The sequence below is a fragment of the Rickettsia tillamookensis genome, assembly GCF_016743795.2.
Classification (GTDB): Bacteria; Pseudomonadota; Alphaproteobacteria; order Rickettsiales; family Rickettsiaceae; genus Rickettsia; species Rickettsia tillamookensis.
Map to the genome: position 1 here is coordinate 285,048 of NZ_CP060138.2, position 22,318 is coordinate 307,365.

The following is a 22,318-nucleotide window of genomic DNA, read 5'->3' on the forward strand; positions in this document are numbered from 1 at the left end:
CTGCTGCACCGGTGGTAATGGTGGTAGCAGGTGGACCACCGCCACCCCCACCGCCGCCTGTGAGAGTGGTAGGATATAATGGGCTTGGTATGGACGGTCTAGTTAGAAAGATGAATATCTTAAAGCCTATCGAAAATCTTTTTCCTAAAAAACCCGATGCAGATGTAAGTGAAGTGGTTTATATTGCTCCTACTTCTGAAATAGGAAGAAAATATGAAGATGCCGTTAAAGTTATAGCAGCTGCAGCTGACACTGAGTTTAAAAAAGAGTTAGCAATAAAAACTAAAGGAAAAGAAAAGCTAAAGGCACTAATTGTAGAGGAAGTTTTTGAGAAATATACAACTAAAAATGCAGATGCACTTGATGGTGATATAAATCAATTAGCTCAAGCTATACAAGAAGGAACCGATATTGAGTTTATCGGTCCTAAAAGAGAAGTAGCAAGTGGTATAGATCAGGAAATAAGAAATCTATGTGTTAGAATGAATCAAGATGCAGGATTAATGCAGCAACTTAAAATGAATAATCCTAGGTTAGCTGCAGTTATAGAAGCGGCGGCCGTAAATGAAGAAGAAGTTGCTACAAGGCTTCCTGAATCGGCAGCAGCACAAGCAGTAGCAAACGGAGACGTAAATTATGGTGGAGTAGTTGTAGTAGCTCCTGCTGCTGTGTCCGTAGTTCCTGTTGTACCGTTAGTGTTACCGGCAGACCCTGAAGAGGAGGAAGAAGAGCCAATAGCTGCTCCGGTGGTTATTAATATGGAAGATGTAGTGGTAGTTCCGCCTCCGGTGGAAGAAGCACCACAGGCTGATGCAGAAATTATGATTGTTCAACACATAGATAGGATTGTTCCGGTAGAGGGTAATATTGAAGACTTTGACGATGAGGATGATGATGAAGATTTTGAAGATGAGAACGATGATGATATAATACGAGAGCAAACAAAAGTAAAAGTATCTAGTAGCATTGCAGTAATTGGAAATAAATCAGAATCTAAGGATTCTGAAGATAACCTTGAAAACCTGAAACAAGAGGAAGCAAAAGTAGCCGCTTCTATAAAGGAAGCAGAGGAAGCAAGAATTGCTGAAGCTGTAAGAGTTGAAGCTGCTGAAGTTGTAGAAATGCAAACGGCAGTAAAAGAAGACAAAAAAATAATTGGAGCAATATATAATCCGATTTATGATATCGCTAAAATGGGCCGTAATATTATATCGAATAGAATGTTCTCTGTTGCTGCGGTTGCTGCGGGTGATGAAGATGAAAAAGTGTTAGATAAAGGTCTTTGGATTGCAGGTACTATCGGTACTAATAAGCAAAAAGGGGCTAGCGGTTATAAAGGTCAAGCTTCAGGCGGTACTATAGGTTTTGACATCGGTTCTGACAACTTTAAAGATTTAGTCGGTATTGCTTATACTAAACTAGATTCAAAGTTTAAATCTAGCGGTAGTAAATTAAATACTACTGTTGATAGCCATATATTAGCTCTATATGGTCAAAAAGAGTTACCGAAAAACTTTATAATCCAAGCTATGTTTGCTTACAATCATAATATAGTAAAGAGTAAAATCAATCGTTTAGGTACTATTGCAATCGGTAAATATAAGAGTGATAATTATAACTTTGAAACCTTATTAAGTTATAATCATCTTATGAAGGGCGGTATTACCCTTACTCCAAATCTCGGTATAAGATACGGTCACTCTAAAGACGGTTCGTATCAAGAAAGTGATGTAGGTATTCAGCATTTAAGTATTGCTTCTAAAAAGCAGCATTTATGGAGCGGTATTTTAGGTGGCAGCGTAGCTTTAGCTCCGCAAAAAATAGCTGAAGGTTTCAGTATTACGCCTGCACTTCAAGCGTCTGTAGAAAATTACTTTAACAATAAGAGTAAAAAACTTAATGCTAAAGTAAAATGGAAAGATAGAGAAATTAATGAAACCGTTGCATTACCAAAACAACCTAAAGTCGGTTATAATATCGGTGCTAGTGTTTTAACAGAAAAAGGTAATGTAAGCGTAACGCTTGAATATAACTGCCACTTACAGAAGAAATATCAAAGCCATCAAGGTTTTGTTAAGCTAAAAGTGAAGTTGTAATAAATGATGGTATTTCCGCAAGGTATTATTGCGTGGATATCTAATCGTCATTGCGAGGAGCGAAGCGATGTGGCAATCCGAAAAAAATAATAAAAAAATTCTGCAAATCAGAATTTTTTTTCTTCCTTGCTTCGTCAAATTACTTCGTAATTCTTCTCGCAATGATGGAAAACCGAGCCACGCAACAACGCTTTCCAGCGTAGGCGGGAATCCAGAAAAATTAATATAGAAGTTACATATTTGGTAAAATAAATCTAAAAAAACAAGTTTTTTATAGGTTTTACTGGATTCCCGCCGTTGCTAAGAATGACATAAAACTAGCCATGTAACAACGCCGACTTGATCGCGGGATCTCAGGACACAGCTTGTGATATAAGATACCGTGGCGGGGCCCCATGGGATGACACTGAATAATACTTATTACTCGTCTCTTACTACTAAAACTGATATATCTGAATGACGGACGATTTTAGAAGCATTAGGTCCAAGCATATAATCTTTTAATTGTAGTCTGACTGCAGAGATTATTATTAAATCGGCTTTAATTTCATTAGAGTGCTTAATTATTTCATCATAAACGGCACCGTTACCTATATAATAATCTGTTTCAATTTCATCAGGAATATATTGTTTGATAAGCTCTTTAATTTGAGTCTGATACTTTTCTTTTTTCTCCGTTTTCCAATTTTTAGGTAAATAATCTTCAAACATTTTCGTACCGAATTCAGGAATTACATACATAAAATGTAATTTTGCTTGAAAGTTCGTTGCAAGCATTAAAGCCTTAGAAAGAATACCTTTTATAGATTTTTTATCATTTAAATCTATAGGTATAAGTATATTTTTAAATATAGTATTTTCAGACATAAGATATTGTTAGTTTTTATTTCTTACTGAATCATGTTTTGGTAGAACAAAATTTTTAGTATCGGCAAAATAGTTAATATCGAGGTTATTTAATAAGTAATTAGAAAGTTTAAAATTTGCTACGTTTCTATGAAAAGCTCCGATAAATTTATCTAAAATATCACGATTCGCCTCATCTCTAGTTACTAGGATTGCTGATACTTTTACTGTAGTTTGATCATCGGTAATCCCTGGATATAAGCCCTTGTGAAGTATAGCTTTATGAAACGCTCTATTTTGTTTTATTAATTCTGCTATTTTATCATTTTCAATTGAAACGAAATCAACTTCACACTTATTAGCTATTAAATTTACTAAGGGGTTAGAGTGTCCAACCATCATTATTATAGCATCTATTTCCTTATTACAGAATTTATCAATAGAATCTTCATAATTAATATGTAGCTCTTCAGGTTCTTTAGAAAATTTATATAAAGAACGTATGGCATCATAAGTAATATTACTACTGGAAAATGCCGGACCGTTAGTTATTTTTTTTCCGTCAATATCAGCAAAAACTTTTATTTTATCCTCATCTTTTACAATAATCGTAAAAAACTCATCATGTAGATTAAGTACCTGACGTAAATTTTGCATTTTTTCTTGATCGTGATAATAACCTATGCCCTCATATGCTTCTACTGCAATATTAGCTTGCACTAGAGCTAAATCAATTTTGCCTTGTTGTAATAATTTTAAATTTTCTATACTGCCGTTTGTTGCAACAACTTCACATTTAATATATTCATTATTTTTATCATCATTTGTAATAGTCTTGCATAAATCAAGTCCAATAGCATAATATCCTTTTAAAATAGAGCCGGTACCGATTTTAATGACTTTTGGAGCAGCATAAATACTACTACAAATAAGAAATATGCTAATAATAGTAGCTAGTTTAAAATTATTCATAAAACTAATTTGAATTATTTTCGGTGTTTTGGTCTTCTTTATGTTCACCAAGTTTTAGTTCTAATAAATTAATAGAACCGATATTTATTCCTTTATCTGAAAACTCAATATCAAACTTAGCTTTTTCTATATTGTTGTAAGCCGAATTTGAATCATTTTGATCTATATTTAATTGTTCGTCGGAAGCTTTATTAATTGCTTTAGCAATAATTGTTTTAATTATTTTCTTAGAAAAAATAATATTATTCGGTAATAATTTATCAACTATGGAATTATAATTTTCCAGCTCAAAATATAGTTTTCCTTCCGGTAATTTATTGGCAAAGAATTGTAAAGCACCGTTTAAATTAACTTTAGAATCATTGTCACAAGTAAAAATAAATCTTTCTATATTAAAATTTTGTAGAATAGCTGAATCTTCTCCGTCTTCAGCAAATTTTAAAGAAGCAGCAATATCTAAATTAGCATTTTTAAAATTCAAAATATCTTTTTCTGAATAATAATTCATATTTAAAAATAAGGATATATTTTCCTCACTTGCTAAATTCTGTTTTCTTATAAGAAATGCTAAATCATTAATTTTAAAGATTTCTTGATTATCTTTAAATATCGATAATGCTTTATTATTTAATTGAATTGATTTTAATATTTCTTTTAAATTATCATCTTTTGATATTTTATATAAAGGTTTATTAAATTTTCCTATACCCTTTATGTCATCATCGCTGCGTACATCATAGGTAAATGTTTTATCGCCGTAATTATCTACTTCTCTAATAAAAGGACCGAAATTAAGAGCGGCTCTTTTAGTACTAAAAGCTATATTTAGGACAATATTTTCACTAGTAAATTCTTTAGAATTTACATGATCAATTAATTTTACTTTAGGATCTGTTACGGTAATTTTCCAATTAAAAGGATAGCCTGAAAACTTAACTGCATTATAAGATATTTTAAGATTATCGGATTCAGAATTCTTAATTAAACTTACAACGTTATTTTTTATAGTATATGCAGTTGCAAACCATATTATAGTAAAGGCTAAAAACACAAAAAGAAGTATTTTACGTATCACTTTTTTAATCCATTATAATTTTATATTACGAGTAGCAGAGGGAAGGCGTACTTTTATGCCGTCTAATTCTTCGGTTAAAATAATTTGGCATCCCAATCTAGAAGTATCGGTAAGACCGAAGGCTAAGTCAAGCATATCTTCCTCTGCTTCCGTAGGTTTTTTTAATTTGTTGTAAAATTCTTCTTCTAAAATAACGTGACAAGTAGCACAAGCAAGCGATCCTTCACAAGCTCCCTCAAGGTCTAGATCGTTACTATGGGCAATTTCTAAAATGGAAAGCCCTATAGGTGCTTCTACAGTTTTTTCTTCTCCATCATTTATAATAAATGTTACTTTTATTTTTCCTGACATTCTTCTTATTTTTCCTTATCTAAATTAGTTCGATTATATATAACTGAGGCTATTTAATTTGATTGATATTTTTACCTTTTAGCAAATTATTAATTATTATATTAAACTTTGTATTCATAGATTTTTTTATTTTAGATTTAAACTCTTTAATAGAATTATTAATTAAGATCCGATCTCTAGAGTGTGCGGCTTCTTTTATATTATCTAATAAAGAATTAATTATAGATATCTCACTTTCCGATAATAAAGCTGTTAATTCTGCTATAGCACGTTCTATGCTAAAGATTAAAGCCTCTGCTTCAATTATTGCTTCTTGTAATAATCTTGTAGTATAATCTATTTTAGCATTTTTATAAGCTTTTTCTAACATAATATCAATCTCCGTTTTATCAATACCGTGATTTGGCTTTACTTCTATAGTATGTGATGTATTGCTGATTTTCTCATAAGCAGAAACGGATAATATGCCGTCTGCATCAATAGCAAAAGTAACTTCGGCTCTAATATTTCCTGCTTTCATAGGAGGAAGTCCCTTTAACTCAAATCGAGTCAAGCTACGGCAATCGATAGCCATTTCACGTTCACCTTGCAATATATGAAATTGTATACCAGTTTGATTATCGGCATAAGTCGTAAATTCTTTTACTACCGAAATAGGAATCGGAGTATTACGCATGATGATTTTTTCAACTATACCGCCATATAATTCCATGCCCAACGATAAAGGTACTACATCAATCAATAATGAATTTGTATGGGGTGCTATTAAATTTTCTGCTTGTAATGCAGCCCCCCATACAACTGCTTTATCAGGATCAATATCCGATAGAATATCTACTTTAAATGCTTTATATAATTCGTCTTTTATTAAAGAAGTGCGGGTTGCACCTCCTACTAAAATAACTCCGTCTATATTTGGATTTCCTGCTTGTTCTAAACATTCTTTAGCTATATTGATAGTATTTTCTACTAAAGGCAAAATTAATTGCTCTAATGTTTGTTTATTAATTGATATATGATCATTATTAAAACTATTTCTATATGTTAAAGTTTCTTTTGCTTTTTTTGCAAGTTGTAAAGTATCTATAGAATTAGGTAAATCAAATTTATTGCAAAGATATTGTGTAATTACTACATCTATATCGTCACCGCCAAGCATATTATCGCCGTTTGTTGCTATAACCTGAAAAATGCCTTCTTGGATATTAAGAATAGATACGTCAAAAGTACCGCCGCCTAAATCATATACTAAATAACAGCCTTGTTGGTTTTTGTTTAAGCCGTAAGCATAGGCAGCTGCAGTAGGTTCGGCAATTAGCCTTAATACTTCAAAACCTGCTATTTTAGCCGCAAGCATTACTTCGCCTCTTGCTGCATCGTTAAAATGTGCAGGTACGGTTATAACTGCTTTAGTTATATTAGTCTTTAATTGCTCTTCTGCTTGATTTTTTAGGTAAATAAAAACTTCTGCTGCAATTTCAGAGATTCGCAGTTGTTTATTAGCAAAATTTAGCTTAAGCTCACTACTATAGTCAATTGATTTGGACTCGCATACATCGTCACTCGTCGCTCTCCTATTAGTTATAGGCTTCGCTTCTCGCTCCTTGTATCCAAATCCAACTGAATTGACTATATCTATGTCGATATAATCTTTAACTAACGAAAAAAGTGCTGGAGTATTCAGAATTTCTTTTAATGTTTTACCGAATAGTCTTTTAATAGAACGCAGCCCTTTATTATTACCTATTATAAAATTTTCGTTTGTAAAATCTATAGTAGTTGGGGTTAATTCTTTATCATCTATAGATTTAATAACTTTAACTTTTCTATTAGTTGCAATAGCTATTAATGAGTTAGTAGTGCCAAAATCGATACCGACTGCTATTTGCCGTTCTTGCTTAAAATCAGCTTGCTCCGGTTCTGTAATTTCTATTATTTGCATGATTTTATTTTTTCCTGCAGTTTATGCAGCAATGTCCCAATATATTTAAGCTTGCTAGTTTTTATAGTTGCGTCTGATAGATTTTGTTCTTCAAAAGCTTGTTTTAAAGAATCAATCTCAAGCTTTTTCATTAATTCATATTTGTCTTTTATTTTTTCTAAATCACTAAATAAGATTGTATTTTCGATTATTTCCATTTCATCCCAGAATATGCTTAATTCTAGCGGCGAAAGTAAACTACGTGTCTTTTCGTCATTCAAATTTATATTTTGCAAAAGCAGCATATATTCAGCACGCTTTAAGGCATCTTTAAGAGTAGAGTAAGCATTATTTAATTCAGCCGCAGTAATTAGATTTTGTTCCTTTTCCTGCAAAGTTTTTGCTTTATCGGGATGATATTTTACCTGCATAGCAAAATATTGCTTTTCTAATATCTTTAAATCAATATTATAATCTTGCGAAAGTCCTAATAATTGAAAATAATTTTGCACTTTTCCTTTTTTGTAATTCTAAACTGCTCTATCATATATCAAAAATTAAAAAAATACAATTATGGAAGTAGATCTATTACATTTTGAAAAAAAATATCATAACTATATTGTAGCAGGTATAGATGAAGCAGGTAGAGGACCGCTAGCAGGTCCGGTAGTAGCAAGTGCCGTTATAATAGATAACACTAATATTATAACGGGTATTAAAGATTCTAAAAAACTTTCCAAAAAGAAAAGAGAACTATTATATGAGCAAATAACTAGTAATTATGTTTGGGCAACTGCTATTATTTCTCATACCGAAATTGATGAAATTAATATATTAGAGGCAACTAAAAAAGCTTGTTCTATTGCTGCGGCAAATCTTAGCCTTAAGCCGGAAATAGTTTTAGTTGACGGTAATATGCCGTTTAAGGATAAAAGATTTGTTAGTATAATTAACGGTGATAATTTATCGTTATCGATTGCTGCGGCTTCTATTGTTGCAAAAGTTACTAGGGATCGTTTGATGCTAGATTTAAGTACTGAATTCCCACAATATTTATGGCATAAAAATTCCGGCTACGGTACAAAAGAACATATAGAAGCTATTAATATGCACGGCTTATCACCGTATCATAGAAGAAGTTTTAAGTGTTGTTAATGGGCGTTGTTGTATGGATCGAAAAACCTGCTGGGTGTCATCCCGTGGCTTGACCACGGGATCCAGCATAAAGCGAGATAAATCGAGCTTTTAGTTTTAAAAAATTGTTATATTTATATTTTTTTACTGGACCCCGTGGTCAAGCCACGGGGTGACAATCGGGTTTAGCTCAACTCAAGTGCTGCCTCTTCTAGAGTTTTCAGCTGATCACGAAGTTTGGCGGCTTGTTCAAATTCAAGATTACTTGCGGCTTTAAGCATTTCTTTCTTTAATTTGTCAATATGAGCTTTGAGCTTAGCGGGATTATCAAATAAATTATGGGCTTGTTTTTTATCAAGCTTATTACCGACTTTTTCAAGTTCTGCTAAAGCATGGATAGCACGGTTAATAGTCTTTGGAATTATGCCGTGCTTTTCATTATATTCCTGCTGAATTTGCCTTCTACGCAACGTTTCACTAAGAGCTTTATCGATAGATTTAGTCATTTTATCGGCATAAAGTATAACTCTGCCCTCACTATTTCTTGCAGCTCTTCCGATTGTTTGTATTAACGATACTTCAGACCGTAAAAACCCCTCTTTATCTGCATCAAGTATAGCAACTAAGCCGCATTCAGGGATATCAAGCCCTTCTCGAAGTAAATTAATACCAACTAAAATATCGATAGTGCCTTGTCTTAAATCTCGTAAAATCTCGATACGCTCAAGCGTATGAACGTTAGAATGTAAATAAGAAGTTTTATATTTTAGCTCCTGCAAATAGGCGGTTAAATCTTCTGCCATTTTTTTAGTTAAGGTGGTGACTAGAACACGAAAACCTTTAGCTATAGTAGCCTGAATCTCGCCAATTAAATCCTCAACTTGGTTAGTAGCAGGCTTGATAATACATTCGGGGTCAAGCAGTCCCGTAGGTCTGATAATCAGCTCTACTACAGTGCCTCCGGTTTCTTCTAGCTCAAATGGTCCCGGGGTTGCTGATACAAAGACGGTTTGCGGTCTGAATTTTTCCCATTCTTCAAATTTTAAAGGTCTGTTATCAAGTGCAGACGGCAGACGAAATCCATGCTCTACCAATACTTCTTTCCTTGCTCGATCACCGTTATACATTGCTCTAATTTGTGGTACGGATACATGGCTTTCATCGACAAATAATAACGCATCTTCCGGTAAATATTCAAACAAGGTAGGCGGCGGTTCACCGGCATTACGTCCTGTAAAGAATCTCGAATAATTTTCAACGCCTTTACAGCTGCCTGTTTCCGTTAACATTTCAAGGTCATATTGAGTACGCTGATTTAGCCTTTGCGTCTCAAGCGGTTTATCTTGCGACTTTAAGAATTCTAAGCGTTTTTGTAATTCTTCTTCAATGCCTGATATGGCACTATTTACAGTTTCTTGGGGCATCACAAAGTGCGAATTACCAAAGACCATAGCTTTATCGAGCTTAGCAAGTTTTTCGCCTGTTAGGGGATCGAATTCATGGATATACTCAAGTTCGTTACCGAAAAACGACAAACGCCAAGCTTTATCGCTATAATGTGAGGGAAAAATATCGATATTGTCACCTTTAACCCGAAAACAACCACGCTCAAACCCGATATCATTACGCTCATATTGCAGATTTATCAAATCATTTAGTAGCTTATCACGAGGATAGCTTTTACCAGGTTCTAGATTAACCGTCATCTGATAATACAAATCAGGAGAGCCAAGCCCGTAAATACATGAAACGGAAGAAACTACTATAACGTCACGGCGCTCTAATAGCGATCTTGTAGCGGAATGACGCATTAAATCAATCTGTTCGTTAATTGATGAATCCTTTTCTATAAAAGTATCGGTACGTGCTATATAAGCTTCGGGCTGGTAATAATCATAATATGAGACAAAATACTCAACGGCATTTTTTGGGAAAATCGACTTTATTTCTGAATAAATTTGAGCAGCTAAAGTTTTATTATGAGCCATTATTAACGTCGGACGATTTGTCCTTTCTATAATATTCGCCATAGTAAAAGTTTTGCCTGACCCCGTAATACCAAGCAACATTTGTGAGCGTTTTTTACTATTTAACCCTGCTATAATTTCATCTATTGCTTTTGGTTGATCGCCTGCCGGTTTATATTCTGAGATAATAGAAAAATTATTCATGTATTTTTACTTGCTTTAAAAACTATAGTTTAAGATAATATATTAAAATCTAACAAAAAAATATAACATTATGAATAAAGCTATATTACACACAATTATTATTTATACTCTCGCTAGTTGTCCTTATTGTATAAAAGCTAAAGCATTGCTTGATGAGAAAAATGTTGTTTATGAGGAAATTGAAGTAAGTAATTTTACTCAGGAAGAGAAAGAAAAATTTATTAAGAAATCCGGCGGCAAAAGAACTGTCCCGCAGATATTTATAGATAATATACATGTTGGAGGTTGTGATGCTCTGTTTGATCTTGAAAAAGAGGGAAGGCTAGATAAGTTGCTGGAAGGGCAACCGAAGAAGAAGACGCCTGCAGCCGGGGCGTAGGAAATAAGACTCTTAGGTGTCATACCGTGGCTTGTCCACGGTATCCATAAAAACAACTAAAAATACTAATAATTTTAACTGGATACCGTGGACAAGCCACGGTATGACAATTTCATGTCCAACAACAATCACAAAAATTCATTTTATCTACTTCTGCCGTATTTATGGTCGAAGGATTTTGATATACGCCTGCGTATTGTTACGTCTCTTATTTGTCTAGTCATAGCTAAAGTAATCAATATTTTCGTTCCGATTGTTTATAAATATATAATAGACGGGCTAAATAAAAATTTTGCTCTGTCGGTTATTATCGGGATTATTGTTGCATATGGTGGAACAAAAATACTTGTTCAAATTTTCAGTGAATTACGAAATATCATTTTTTCAAAGGTAGGACATCAGGCAACTCGTTTAGTTGCTCTAAATGTCTTTAAGCACATGCATAATTTAAGTATGCGTTTTCACATTACTAGAAAAACAGGGGGCTTAAGTAGGTCAATAGAGCGTGGTACTAAAGGTATTGAAGCGGTGCTGCGTTATTCATTATTTAATATTTTTCCGACAAGCGTAGAAATTATACTTGTAAGCGGGATGTTATGGTATGTTTATGGTATTTGGTTTGCCGTAACTATTTTAATAACCATGATAGTTTATGTTGGTTATACTTTCCTAATCAGTACTTGGCGTATTTCTTTTGCAAGGGAAATGAACCAAAGTGATAACACCGCCAATAATAGAGCAATCGATAGTTTACTGAATTTTGAAACTGTTAAATATTTCGGTAATGAAGAATATGAGGCGATAAAGTTTAATGAGGCTCTGCAAACTTATGAAAAATCAGCCACTAAAACTACTAACAGCCTATCGATTTTAAATATCGGGCAGGATGTTATAATATCCTTAGGGCTTGTTAGTCTTATGATACTTTCGGCAAATGCTATTAATCAGAATAAAATGACCGTCGGCGATTTAATAATGGTTAATACTTACTTGTTTCAGCTATCAATTCCGCTTTCAATACTTGGCTTTGCTTATAGAGAAATTAAAAACGCTCTAGTTAGTATGGAAGATATGTTTAATCTTTTAGATATACCGGCAGAAGTAGAGGACGTAGTAGATGCTAAGGAGTTAATTATCTCAAAAGGTGAGGTTAGTTTTGATAATGTTAGCTTTGCTTATAATCAGGAACGTCCGATTTTGCACAATATAAGTTTTACGATTGGTAGCGGTAAAACTTTAGCGGTGGTAGGTAGTAGCGGGGCAGGGAAATCAACTATATCACGCTTGTTGTTCAGATTTTACGATATTAATAGCGGTAGCATTACTATAGATAATCAAGATATACGAGAAGTTACTCAAGGCTCGCTACGTAAATCTATCGGGATTGTTCCGCAAGATACAGTATTATTTAATGATACGATATATTACAACATCGCATACGGTAATAACGCAGCAAGCTATGACGAAGTTATAGCAGCCTCAAAAAATGCTCATATTCATGAGTTTATTAGCACGCTGCCTGAAGGGTATGAAACGCAGGTAGGCGAGAGAGGCTTAAAGCTTTCAGGCGGCGAAAAACAACGTATTGCAATCGCAAGAACCATCCTAAAAAATCCGGCAATATATGTTTTTGATGAAGCTACTAGCTCGCTTGATACTAAAACCGAAAAGCTAATCCAAGCAAGCCTTAAAGAGATCTCAGCACATCATACTACCCTTATCATTGCTCATAGGTTATCGACTATTATCGATGCAGACGAGATTATCGTTTTAGATAACGGCTATATAGTCGAACGAGGCAACCATAAAACCTTGCTACAGCACAAAGGCTATTATGCGGAACTTTGGTATAAACAGCAGGAGGAGAAAAGTAAATAAAATACTAATTTATTAATATTCTCTTTACTTAATTTATAATTTTGTGTATAATGGTTTTTTAACAAAAAATAAGGTAGAAATTATGACAAAAAGTACAACAATATATAATAGTGCTAGCATAGAGAATCTAGGAGCAAGGGATAGTTCGGTATCAGGCAGTGATACACTCAAATTTGGAAATTTTTCTAATATAAATTATAATAGCTTAGGTAATGGAGCAATAGTTTCTTCGGCGAATGGATTGCATGCTACTATAAATACAAGGCTTACTAAAGATATTATATTTAAACCGTGTTGTCCTAAAAATGATTTTAATTATTATTATGATAATAATGATAACGGAGGGGAAGGCTTCGGGATATTAATAGGCAATTCTGAGTCTATAGAGGTTTGTTAATATAGTTACTTCTTCTTAATTTGATATAACTTTTAATAACTTTGTCATGGTTGGGGTGATAAGGCGTTGTTGCATGGCTCGGCTTCGCCTTTGTCATCCCGTGATTTATTCACGGGATCTAGTTAAAAATACTAATAATATTAGTATTTTTAGTTGTTTTACTGGATACCGTGGACAAGCCACGGTATGACACCGAGCGGGTTTTTTGAGCCATGCAACACCATCTTTTGTCGTTCGCAATGACGATGAAACCGTTCCACACAATAACATCGATAGCTAATTGACATTTCAAAAAAATTGAGTAAAATCTCTTGCAAGAATAGCGGTAACGTTATTCTGGGGTTTCAAAGCCTCACTCCTAAGCGGTATTATCAGCCGTATAAATGGTATAATCCTCGACTTCATCGCGGTCGGGGAGATAATAGCTATGTACAGAGCTTAAAGCATTGCTTTAAGCTTAAAGGCTATTGTAGCTGTCTTAGGCGGTTCTTTGAACTCCCCCGACCACCAAGGGATATTTCTCTTCGGTGGTTGAAACTTGAGCAATTTAAGTTTAATCAATCGGGAGCAATTACATGTTCAACAAAACTAATAAATTATTATCTAAAATATTACCGGTTTCTAAAAAAAATAAAGATTATAGTAAACTGATCCCCACTTTGTGCTTCGTTGTCCGCCCTTTCGCCTATTATTATAGGCTTCGCTCCTCACGTCTGTCACAAAATGGAGCTGAGTTTACTATAGAAAAATTGAGAGCTAAGTTTAAACAAAGGTTAGAAGAACCAGTAACATTAGATGATATAAAAAGAATAGAGCAGCGTTCATTATATTTAGAAAGTATAAAATAATTCTAATATATAATAAAGTTTGTTAACTCTTACGATTATGTCATTGCCTAGAAACGGTTGATGTCGTCATTGCAAGTGACTAAAGAGCTTGTTGCGTAGATACCTAAGTCGTCACTGCAAGCAGGCATTGTTGCGTGGACCGGTAAAATCCACTGTGTCACTCCGTGGCTTGCTAACTAGGTCCATAAAAACAATAATCCTGATTGACAATAAAAATCAGCTCAATATATTACCTTATATTTAGTTAAAATTAATTAATCTTTAAGGTTTGATATGTTTTTATTTGAATTTAGTCGTGATAATAAATCGGCTTATTTATTAGGGTCAGTACATTTTTTAAGCATAGATTTCTTGCCAAAGGTAGCAAAAGAATTTTTATTGAAACAGAAAATACTTATTACCGAAGGAGATGGAGAAAAATCTGTTTCAGAGAGATTACAACTCTTATCAGACTTAAAATTGCTAAATAAAAATGCTGATAGTACCCATGATGATATTGATCCAAGAATATTAAAGATAGCAGCAAAAGCTTTATCTCATAAATCGGAATTAAATCTTAAATTACACGATTTATCTCATGAAGGGGTTATAATGTTTGCTGCACAGGAAGGACATAAAGGTATGGATTCGGAGTTAGCAAGACATTACAGTCAAGAAGGAAAGTTAGTGCAAAACTTAGATGACACGAATACTATGCAAGGTATGGACATACAATACCTTGAGAATTATGTTGTTTCCTGTATAGAAGACCCAAGATGGATGAATATCATATCTTTAGAATATTTGAAAGGGCATATGTTGACAGATATGATCCCATCAGATGATGCACTGCTCATTAAACAACGTAACACAGCATGGATAACTAAAATAGATCATTACTTTAAAGAATATAATAAAGATATTGTATGTTGTGTAGGAACAGCACACTTATTTGGTGAATATGGCTTGCTAAAGCTATTAATAGAAAGAGGATATTTAATTAATAGAATTAATAATGATTTAAGTAAAATTGGATTCTCTAGCGATGATTTAAATGAATTAGAATCATCAGCTAAAGATTTATTTATCTATAACGAAAATATAAATGAGTGGTTCATCAATAAGGAATTAGACATAGAATCAGAGAATAACCTATTATATGAAGCAATAAGTTTGGCTAATCCCTTCTATGAGTTTCAAAGTGATACTAGTATAGAAAATAATAATTGTGTAGAAATTTTAGGATAAAATTAAATTAGTAGCCAAAATAAAAATCTCCTTTTATCTTGGCTACACATTATTTAAAACTCCTTTCTAAAAGAATTTTAATACTGCCTTTCAAAGTATAAAGTAAATACAAGCAATCCTTGAAAGAAATTTATTATGTCTCTATAATTAAATATAATTCATTAATTCAAGGCTAAGCAATCGTGACTGATCAAAATTTTTCCAATTTAGTACCGGTAAATATCGAAGATGAGATGAAAGTATCTTATCTTGATTATGCTATGAGCGTTATAGTAAGTAGAGCTATACCGGATGTTCGGGACGGCTTAAAGCCGGTGCATCGCCGAATTATCTATTCTATGCATGAAGCCGGTAATCATGCGAGCAAACCTTATAGAAAATCCGCAAGAATTGTCGGTGACGTGATGGGTAAATACCATCCGCACGGTGACAGTGCTATTTACGACTCGTTAGTACGTATGGCACAAGATTTTTCCTTGCGTTTACCGCTTGTAGACGGGCAGGGTAATTTCGGCTCGATGGACGGTGATGCGGCAGCGGCAATGAGATATACCGAATCTCGAATGGCCAAAGTTTCGCATAAGCTTGTGGAGGATATCGATAAAGAGACCGTCAGCTTTAACCCTAATTACGATGGTTCTGAAGAAGAGCCTTCCGTACTTCCTGCAATGTTTCCCAATTTATTGGTTAACGGTAGCGGAGGTATTGCGGTCGGTATGGCAACTAATATCCCTCCGCACAATTTAGGTGAGGTTATCGATGCTTGTTGTTTATATACAGATAATAACGATATAGAAATATTAGATTTACTTGAAGTCGTTAAAGGACCTGATTTTCCTACAGGTTCAATGATTTTAGGTATTAGCGGTATTAGATCGGCATATCTTACCGGTAGAGGTAGTATAATTATGCGAGGTCGAGCCGAGATTGAGAATATCGGTAATAGCCGTCAAGCAATTATTATTACCGAAATACCGTATATGGTAAATAAAGCAAGGCTTGTTGAAAAGATTGCTGAGATGGTTAAAGAGAAACGTATTGAGGGTATAAGTGATTTACGTGACGAATCGAATAAAAACGGTGTAAGGATTTTTATTGAGTTAAAGAAAGATGTAGTTGCTGAAGTAGTCTTAAATCAAATATACGCATGTACGCAGCTACAAACTAGTTTCGGTGTTATTATGCTTGCTCTTAAAGACGGGCTACCGAAAGTGATGAATTTGAAAGAAGTAATTGCAGCTTTCGTTAGTTTTAGGGAAGTGGTAATTACTAACCGTACTATATATTTGCTAAATAAAGCAAGAGATAGAGCACATATTTTACTAGGATTAACCATTGCCGTTAGTAATATCGATGAAATAATACGTATTATTAAAGCTTCAAATGACCCCAATGCCGCTAAACAGGAATTAATGGCCCGTAGCTGGGATGCGTTAAATATTCTGCCGCTTGTAAAGCTTGTTGATGATAAAGCAATGTTAAATGAGCATGGTAAATGTAACTTTACCGAAGTGCAAGCAAAAGCAATCTTAGAAATGAGATTACAACGTTTAACTGCTATGGAGAAAAACAAGCTTGAAGATGATTTAAAAAACCTTGCTACGGAAATTGCCGAGTACCTTAATATACTTGGCTCTCGTACAAGGTTACTTGAGATTTTAAAGGAAGAGCTAATTAAAGTTAAAGAAGAATTTGCGACTCCTCGTCTTACTTCAATTGAATTCGGCGAATTTGATCAAGATATAGAAGATTTAATTCAGCGTGAAGAAATGGTTGTAACCGTAACGCTTGGCGGGTATATCAAGCGTGTACCTCTAAGTAGTTATCGTTCACAAAAACGTGGCGGTAAAGGAAGATCAGGGCTTTCAATGCGTGATGAAGATATTACCACGCAAGTTTTTGTCGGTAGTACTCATACGCCAATGTTGTTCTTCTCAAATATAGGTCAGGTTTATAGTTTAAAACTGTATAAATTACCTTTAAGTAATCCGCAAGGTAAAGGAAGACCAATGGTTAATATATTACCGTTGAAAGAAAATGAGCATATTACGAATATTATGCCGCTACCTGAAAATCAGGATGAGTGGGATAATTTAAATATTATGTTTGCAACTGCTAAGGGTAACATCAGAAGAAGCGATTTATTAGATTTCAAAAAGATTCAGTCGAACGGTAAAATTGCTATTAGGCTTGATGAGGACGATAAATTAATAGACGTAAAACCATGTAAAGAAGACGAGCATATTTTACTTGCTACCAAAGCCGGTAAAGCTTTAAGATTCCCTGTTGAATCACTGCGTATTATTAAGAGCCGTACTTCCGACGGGGTACGAGGTATGAAATTAGCTAAAGACGATTTCGTGATTTCTATGACCGTGCTTAAAGGCATTAGCAGTACAAAAGAAGATAGAGACGCTTATTTATCTGTGCCATGGGAGCAGAGGCTCGGCATTGCTAAAGGTGAAGAGTTTAATCCTGAAGAACTTGGCGTAAGCTTAACTGTCGAGGCTATTTTAGAAATGGCAAATTCCGAAGAATTTATTTTAACCGTAACTGAGAATGGTTTTGGTAAGAGAAGTTCGGCATATGGCTATAGAATTACCGATCGTGGCGGTAGCGGTGTAATTAATATGGATATCAACGACAAAACCGGTTTAGTAGTCGGCGTTATGCCGGTTAAAATGGATGATGAGTTAATGCTGATCACCAATAGCGGTAAGTTAATTCGCTGTAAACTTGAATCAGTGCGTATTACGGGACGTAACACTAGCGGTGTAATCCTATTTAAGCTAGATGATGGTGAAAAAGTCGTGTCTGTCTCTTTAATTGCTGAAACTTCTGAAAACGAAGAAGATAGTGAGTTAGAGGAAGAGGGATTAGAACAATCTGAAGAAGTGTAGTAGTTGTTACGTGGATAAATAAATGCGTTCAGCGTCACCCCGTGGCTTGACCACGGGGTCCATAAAAACAATAAATATAATAATTTTAACTGGATCCCGTGGTCAAGCCACGGGATGACACTCGAAAAATTGTTTCATCAAATTACTTTGTAATTTTCCTCGCAATGACGTTAATTTATTAACTGCTCTGCTTTTAGTTACCAGTACCTCCCAAAGAACTTCTAAAAAAGTATTGCAACACTAATTTTTCTCTCTATAATAACTGTATATTGAATTTATGAATATGCAAATATTAACTTTCCAGTCTTTCTTTACTACTACAACCGGTTTAAGCCGGTAACAATATCTCTATATCTTTCTTTTAATTATATCCACCCCTTTAAATTAACTAATTATTATTAGGTAAGTTTTATGTTTCGTAAAATGCCACTTATTTTAATGGCTATTATCATAGCTATCATATTATTGAACCCACTAATGAGTTTAGAAGTAAAAAGGTTATTATATTCAATAAGTCTATCTATTAAATCTATAATTGGATTATTTCTTCCTTTAATTATTTTTGGCTTACTTTTTAAATCTGTTGTAATGCTAGCCAAAGATGCAACACGTATAGTTTTCTTAATATTATTACTAGTATGTGGGTCTAATTTTTGTTCTACCTTCATAAGTCATTATGTAGGTATATACATATATCAATTCGATTTATCAATGATCTCTCCTATAGAAAATGATAGCTTAAAGCCTTTATGGTTACTTAATTTCCCTAATATTATTTCTAATGATAAAATCGTATTTAGTAGTATTATCTTAGGCTTTATATCCTCAAAATTTTGTGCTGAGATTGCAATTGGATTGGCTTTCAAGATAGAAGCATTTGTTGCAAAAATATTGCGATTGTTTATCTATATAATTCCCTTATTTATAATGGGCTTTATCGTAAAATTACAGTTTGATGAAGTATTAGGTATAATTATTAAAGATTATATGTTCATTTTTGGGACAATCGCATTTGCTCAGTTTGGCTATATCTTTCTTGCTTATTTTATTTTAAGTAACTGTCGAGTTAAGGAATTCATAGTTAGCCTCAGTAATATGATGCCAGCGTCTATAAGTGGATTTAGTGCAATGTCTAGTGTTGTAAGTATGCCACTTAGTATAATAGGAGCGGAAAATAATACAAATAATAAAGCACTCGCTCGTACCGTTGTACCAATAACAGTAAATATTCACCTTGTTGGCGATTGTTTCGCTATACCGATTTTGGCTTATGCTATACTAAAAAGCTATGGATTAGCTGAACCTACTTTATTTAATTATCTTATTTTTGCTTTTTATTTTGTATTGGCAAAATTTTCAGTAGCAGCTATACCAGGTGGAGGAATTATTGTAATGCTTCCTATACTTGAACAATATCTAGGTTTTAATACTAATATGATGTCTCTGATTACAGCTCTTTATATCTTGTTTGATCCTGTGATCACTTGTGCTAATGTTTTAGGAAATGGTGCTTTTGTTAAACTGATAGATAATATATATAGTGTAACTCAGAAAGCTTAGATTAGGTTTCTCAAAATACTCTAGGTTCTTGCGTGCGGAAAATTAAATTATTTGTATTTTTAGATATTTTTAAGTGGAAATTAATAAGAACGCAAGAACCTAATATCTCTTTTTTCTTTTAAAGTAATTGTTGAATTATCTATATTTGATAAATTAGATATTTGTGTCCCTAGAATTGTTATTTTTTGTAAAGAATAGTTAATTTTTTAACTAATTATCAATATTAATTAGATAATTGATTTAAAAGAGAAAAAGCATATAATCTTTGTGTAGGAAGTTATATATTGAGTAATAAATTATGATGTGGTTATTAATTGCGATTGGTTTAACCGTTTTGGTTCTTATTATAGGGGTAGTGTCGATGGCTATCGGAGGAAAGTTTGATAAGAAATTTAGTTCAAAGCTAATGACTTTAAGAGTTTTTTTTCAGGCAGTTGCTATATTTTTATTGATTATAATATATTTTTATAAAGTTAATTTATAAATGCCTGAAAATAACTCAAAAAGCTACTTAATCAATTTCTCTAATTTCTTCACGTAATTCTTCCCATTTGTCTAAAATTTCTTCTAATGTAACTTCTTCGACTTTTTTCTCTTCATCTTCAAAGTCCTTTAAATCTCTAATCAGTTTCTCTAGCTTTAATAATGAAATTTTTTTTTCATTATACTGATCGCTACAATGTTCTTCGAGTTGTTCGGCAATTTCTTCAATATCACCCCAATGCATTATTGTTCCTCCTTAATTTTAAGCAAGCCTTATTTATTAACATGTTATCTGATATTTGCTATTATTTTTTACTAAATATTATTAATTCGACAAATTATTGCAAATAGGTGAGTTTATTATGCAACTATTGCCGGAATTAGGCAGGTTTGCTTTCTTTACATTTTAGTAGTTTTATGGTATAACTTAACGAAAATTAAAATTATACTTATGTCAATATTACCGATAGTAACAGCACCGGATGAAAGGTTAAAACAGAAATCTCAGAGAGTTTTAGAAGTTACCGATCAAACACGAAAATTTATGGATGATATGGTTAAAACTATGTACCATGAAGATGGGGGAGGGCTTGCAGCAGTACAAGTAGGGGTATTGAAACGTATTTTAGTAATTGATATAAAAGATCATGATCCGGTAGAAAGACCAAAGGATTTTTATCCGCTTTTTATAGTGAATCCTGAAATAATAGAAAAATCAGAAGAGCTAGTTACGGCTAATGAAGGCTGTATCTCATTACCGGAGCAACGTGTTGAGGTAGCAAGACCGGAATCTATAAAAATTAGATATTTAGACTATCATGGTAAACCGCAAGAACTTCAGACAAATGATTGGCTTGCAAGAGTTATCCAGCATGAGTATGATCATTTAGAAGGTAAGCTTATGATTGATTATTTAAGTAATTTAAAACGAGATGTAGCGCTTCGTAAGCTCAAGAAACTCAAAAATAATATAGTGTGAAAATAATCTTTATGGGAACGCCTGAATTTGCAGTTCCCGCTCTTAAAAAACTTATAACTCATCACGAAGTTAAAGCTGTTTTTACACAGCAACCTAAAGCTAAGGGTAGAGGACTAAACTTAGCTAAATCTCCAATACATCAATTAGCATTTGAGCATCAAATTCCTGTTTATACTCCTTCTACTCTTCGTAATGATGAAATAATAAATCTAATTAATAAAGTTAATGCTGATATTATAGTTGTTATTGCATATGGTTTTATTGTGCCGAAAGCTATATTAGAGGCTAAAAAATACGGCTGTCTTAATATCCATCCATCCGATTTGCCTCGTCATAGAGGAGCGGCTCCTCTGCAGCGTACTATTATAGAGGGCGACCGGAAAAGTAGCGTATGTATTATGCGTATGGATGCGGGGCTTGATACGGGCGATATATTGATGAAAGAAGACTTTGATTTAGAAGAAAGGACAACATTGGAAGAATTGCACAATAAATGTGCTAATTTAGGATCTGAATTACTAATAAAAACACTTGCAAATATCGATAATATAGTGGCGATAAAACAATCAAGTGATGGCATTACGTATGCTCATAAATTAACTAAAGAAGAAGGAAAAATTAATTGGCATGAATCCGCATATAAGATAGATTGTAAAATAAGAGGCATGAATCCCTGGCCCGGAGCATATTTTAGTTATAATGATAAAATAATTAAAATCCTTGAAGCAGAATATTTAAATGCGGATCATCACTTTACTTCCGGCACCGTTATTAGCGATAAGCTGGAAATAGCTTGTGGAAGCGGTATATTACGAGTGAAAAAACTTCAGCAAGAGAGTAAAAAAGCTTTGAATATAGAAGAATTTTTACGTGGTACAAATATTTTAAAAGATACAGTATTAAAATAATTAAGGACCACAAATCTGAACAAAAAGCCGACAAAGCCTACTTTAAAAAGAAGTTAAAATAACTTTAAGCCCCCTCATAAGAAATAAAATTAAAATTATTTGAAATTAGTGTTTGACAAGCTTTAAAAATATAGATATAAAATCATCACACAAAGTTTGAAACGTAAAACTTTGTAGCTGTTTAAAAAGTTGA

Annotated in this window: 20 protein-coding genes and 1 pseudogene; 13 read left to right on the forward strand and 8 right to left on the reverse strand. The window is 33.4% G+C overall.

Features of this window, described 5'->3' with window-relative positions; translation table 11 throughout:
• Window positions 1-1,220 precede the first annotated feature (1,220 nt).
• Window positions 1,221-2,096: an autotransporter outer membrane beta-barrel domain-containing protein gene (locus tag H6P87_RS07240; RefSeq protein WP_338050474.1), complete on the forward strand. Its 876-nt coding sequence runs from the start codon at window positions 1,221-1,223 to the stop codon at window positions 2,094-2,096.
• Between the two features lie 420 nt (window positions 2,097-2,516).
• Here H6P87_RS07240 and H6P87_RS01330 read toward each other — a convergent pair whose 3' ends face one another.
• From H6P87_RS01330 to hscB, 6 genes are read right to left on the reverse strand one after another with little or no spacing between them, the layout of a single operon-like run.
• Window positions 2,517-2,963 (reverse strand): universal stress protein, encoded by a 447-nt coding sequence (locus H6P87_RS01330; protein WP_011271379.1) that lies wholly within the window; start codon window positions 2,961-2,963, stop codon window positions 2,517-2,519.
• 9 nt (window positions 2,964-2,972) lie between these two features.
• The gene (locus H6P87_RS01335) at window positions 2,973-3,914 is read right to left on the reverse strand and encodes a TAXI family TRAP transporter solute-binding subunit (protein ID WP_202069724.1); all 942 of its coding nucleotides are present in this window, start codon (window positions 3,912-3,914) and stop codon (window positions 2,973-2,975) included.
• Window positions 3,915-3,918: 4 nt separating this feature from the next.
• Window positions 3,919-4,989 (reverse strand): RP198 family tick cell line-upregulated protein, encoded by a 1,071-nt coding sequence (locus H6P87_RS01340; RefSeq protein ID WP_202069725.1) that lies wholly within the window; start codon window positions 4,987-4,989, stop codon window positions 3,919-3,921.
• Window positions 4,990-5,001: 12 nt separating this feature from the next.
• Window positions 5,002-5,340, reverse strand: coding sequence for a ferredoxin family 2Fe-2S iron-sulfur cluster binding protein (locus H6P87_RS01345; protein ID WP_010423662.1), 339 nt, complete (start codon window positions 5,338-5,340; stop codon window positions 5,002-5,004).
• A gap of 49 nt (window positions 5,341-5,389) precedes the next feature.
• Window positions 5,390-7,282 (reverse strand): Fe-S protein assembly chaperone HscA, encoded by a 1,893-nt coding sequence (hscA, locus tag H6P87_RS01350; protein WP_202069726.1) that lies wholly within the window; start codon window positions 7,280-7,282, stop codon window positions 5,390-5,392.
• Window positions 7,273-7,773 (reverse strand): Fe-S protein assembly co-chaperone HscB, encoded by a 501-nt coding sequence (hscB, locus tag H6P87_RS01355; RefSeq protein WP_202069727.1) that lies wholly within the window; start codon window positions 7,771-7,773, stop codon window positions 7,273-7,275. Before hscB ends, hscA begins: the two co-directional genes overlap by 10 nt.
• 61 nt (window positions 7,774-7,834) lie before the next feature.
• On the opposite strand from hscB, the gene H6P87_RS01360 reads away from it, so the two are divergent.
• On the forward strand, window positions 7,835-8,416 hold the full coding sequence (locus H6P87_RS01360) for a ribonuclease HII (protein ID WP_202069728.1): 582 nt from the start codon (window positions 7,835-7,837) through the stop codon (window positions 8,414-8,416).
• Window positions 8,417-8,580: 164 nt separating this feature from the next.
• Here H6P87_RS01360 and uvrB read toward each other — a convergent pair whose 3' ends face one another.
• Window positions 8,581-10,566 carry an excinuclease ABC subunit UvrB gene (uvrB, locus tag H6P87_RS01365; protein WP_202069729.1) on the reverse strand — a complete coding sequence of 662 codons (1,986 nt, stop codon included), beginning with the start codon at window positions 10,564-10,566 and terminating at the stop codon, window positions 8,581-8,583.
• Between the two features lie 70 nt (window positions 10,567-10,636).
• On the opposite strand from uvrB, the gene grxC reads away from it, so the two are divergent.
• The 9 genes and pseudogenes from grxC to H6P87_RS01410 all read left to right on the forward strand — a co-directional run bounded on the left by grxC (window position 10,637) and on the right by H6P87_RS01410 (window position 20,239).
• The gene (grxC, locus tag H6P87_RS01370) at window positions 10,637-10,945 is read left to right on the forward strand and encodes a glutaredoxin 3 (protein ID WP_202069730.1); all 309 of its coding nucleotides are present in this window, start codon (window positions 10,637-10,639) and stop codon (window positions 10,943-10,945) included.
• A gap of 114 nt (window positions 10,946-11,059) precedes the next feature.
• Entirely contained in the window at window positions 11,060-12,823 is a 1,764-nt protein-coding gene (locus H6P87_RS01375) for an ABCB family ABC transporter ATP-binding protein/permease (RefSeq protein WP_202069731.1), read from the forward strand.
• An 82-nt stretch (window positions 12,824-12,905) separates the two neighbouring features.
• A complete protein-coding gene (locus tag H6P87_RS01380) occupies window positions 12,906-13,220 on the forward strand; it encodes a hypothetical protein (protein ID WP_202069732.1) in 315 nt (104 codons plus the stop codon).
• Window positions 13,221-13,795: 575 nt separating this feature from the next.
• Window positions 13,796-14,068, forward strand: coding sequence for a hypothetical protein (locus tag H6P87_RS01385; protein WP_202070179.1), 273 nt, complete (start codon window positions 13,796-13,798; stop codon window positions 14,066-14,068).
• 273 nt (window positions 14,069-14,341) lie between these two features.
• A complete protein-coding gene (locus H6P87_RS01390; RefSeq protein WP_202069733.1) occupies window positions 14,342-15,295 on the forward strand; it encodes a TraB/GumN family protein in 954 nt (317 codons plus the stop codon).
• A 182-nt stretch (window positions 15,296-15,477) separates the two neighbouring features.
• A complete protein-coding gene (gyrA, locus tag H6P87_RS01395) occupies window positions 15,478-18,195 on the forward strand; it encodes a DNA topoisomerase (ATP-hydrolyzing) subunit A (protein WP_202069734.1) in 2,718 nt (905 codons plus the stop codon).
• A gap of 477 nt (window positions 18,196-18,672) precedes the next feature.
• Window positions 18,673-19,755, forward strand: coding sequence for a cation:dicarboxylate symporter family transporter (locus H6P87_RS01400; protein WP_246438141.1), 1,083 nt, complete (start codon window positions 18,673-18,675; stop codon window positions 19,753-19,755).
• A 32-nt stretch (window positions 19,756-19,787) separates the two neighbouring features.
• A pseudogene (locus H6P87_RS01405) lies at window positions 19,788-19,953 on the forward strand (peptide deformylase).
• Between the two features lie 100 nt (window positions 19,954-20,053).
• Window positions 20,054-20,239 carry a twin transmembrane helix small protein gene (locus tag H6P87_RS01410; RefSeq protein ID WP_202069736.1) on the forward strand — a complete coding sequence of 62 codons (186 nt, stop codon included), beginning with the start codon at window positions 20,054-20,056 and terminating at the stop codon, window positions 20,237-20,239.
• Between the two features lie 27 nt (window positions 20,240-20,266).
• On the opposite strand, the gene iscX is transcribed toward H6P87_RS01410, so the two are convergent.
• On the reverse strand, window positions 20,267-20,482 hold the full coding sequence (iscX, locus tag H6P87_RS01415) for a Fe-S cluster assembly protein IscX (RefSeq protein ID WP_202069737.1): 216 nt from the start codon (window positions 20,480-20,482) through the stop codon (window positions 20,267-20,269).
• Between the two features lie 207 nt (window positions 20,483-20,689).
• Between iscX and def the strand changes: the two genes are divergently transcribed.
• Together def and fmt are read left to right on the forward strand one after the other, a co-directional pair.
• A complete protein-coding gene (def, locus tag H6P87_RS01420) occupies window positions 20,690-21,217 on the forward strand; it encodes a peptide deformylase (RefSeq protein WP_202069738.1) in 528 nt (175 codons plus the stop codon).
• Window positions 21,214-22,125, forward strand: coding sequence for a methionyl-tRNA formyltransferase (gene fmt / locus H6P87_RS01425; RefSeq protein ID WP_202069739.1), 912 nt, complete (start codon window positions 21,214-21,216; stop codon window positions 22,123-22,125). Before def ends, fmt begins: the two co-directional genes overlap by 4 nt.
• The last annotated feature ends 193 nt before the right edge of the window (window positions 22,126-22,318 follow it).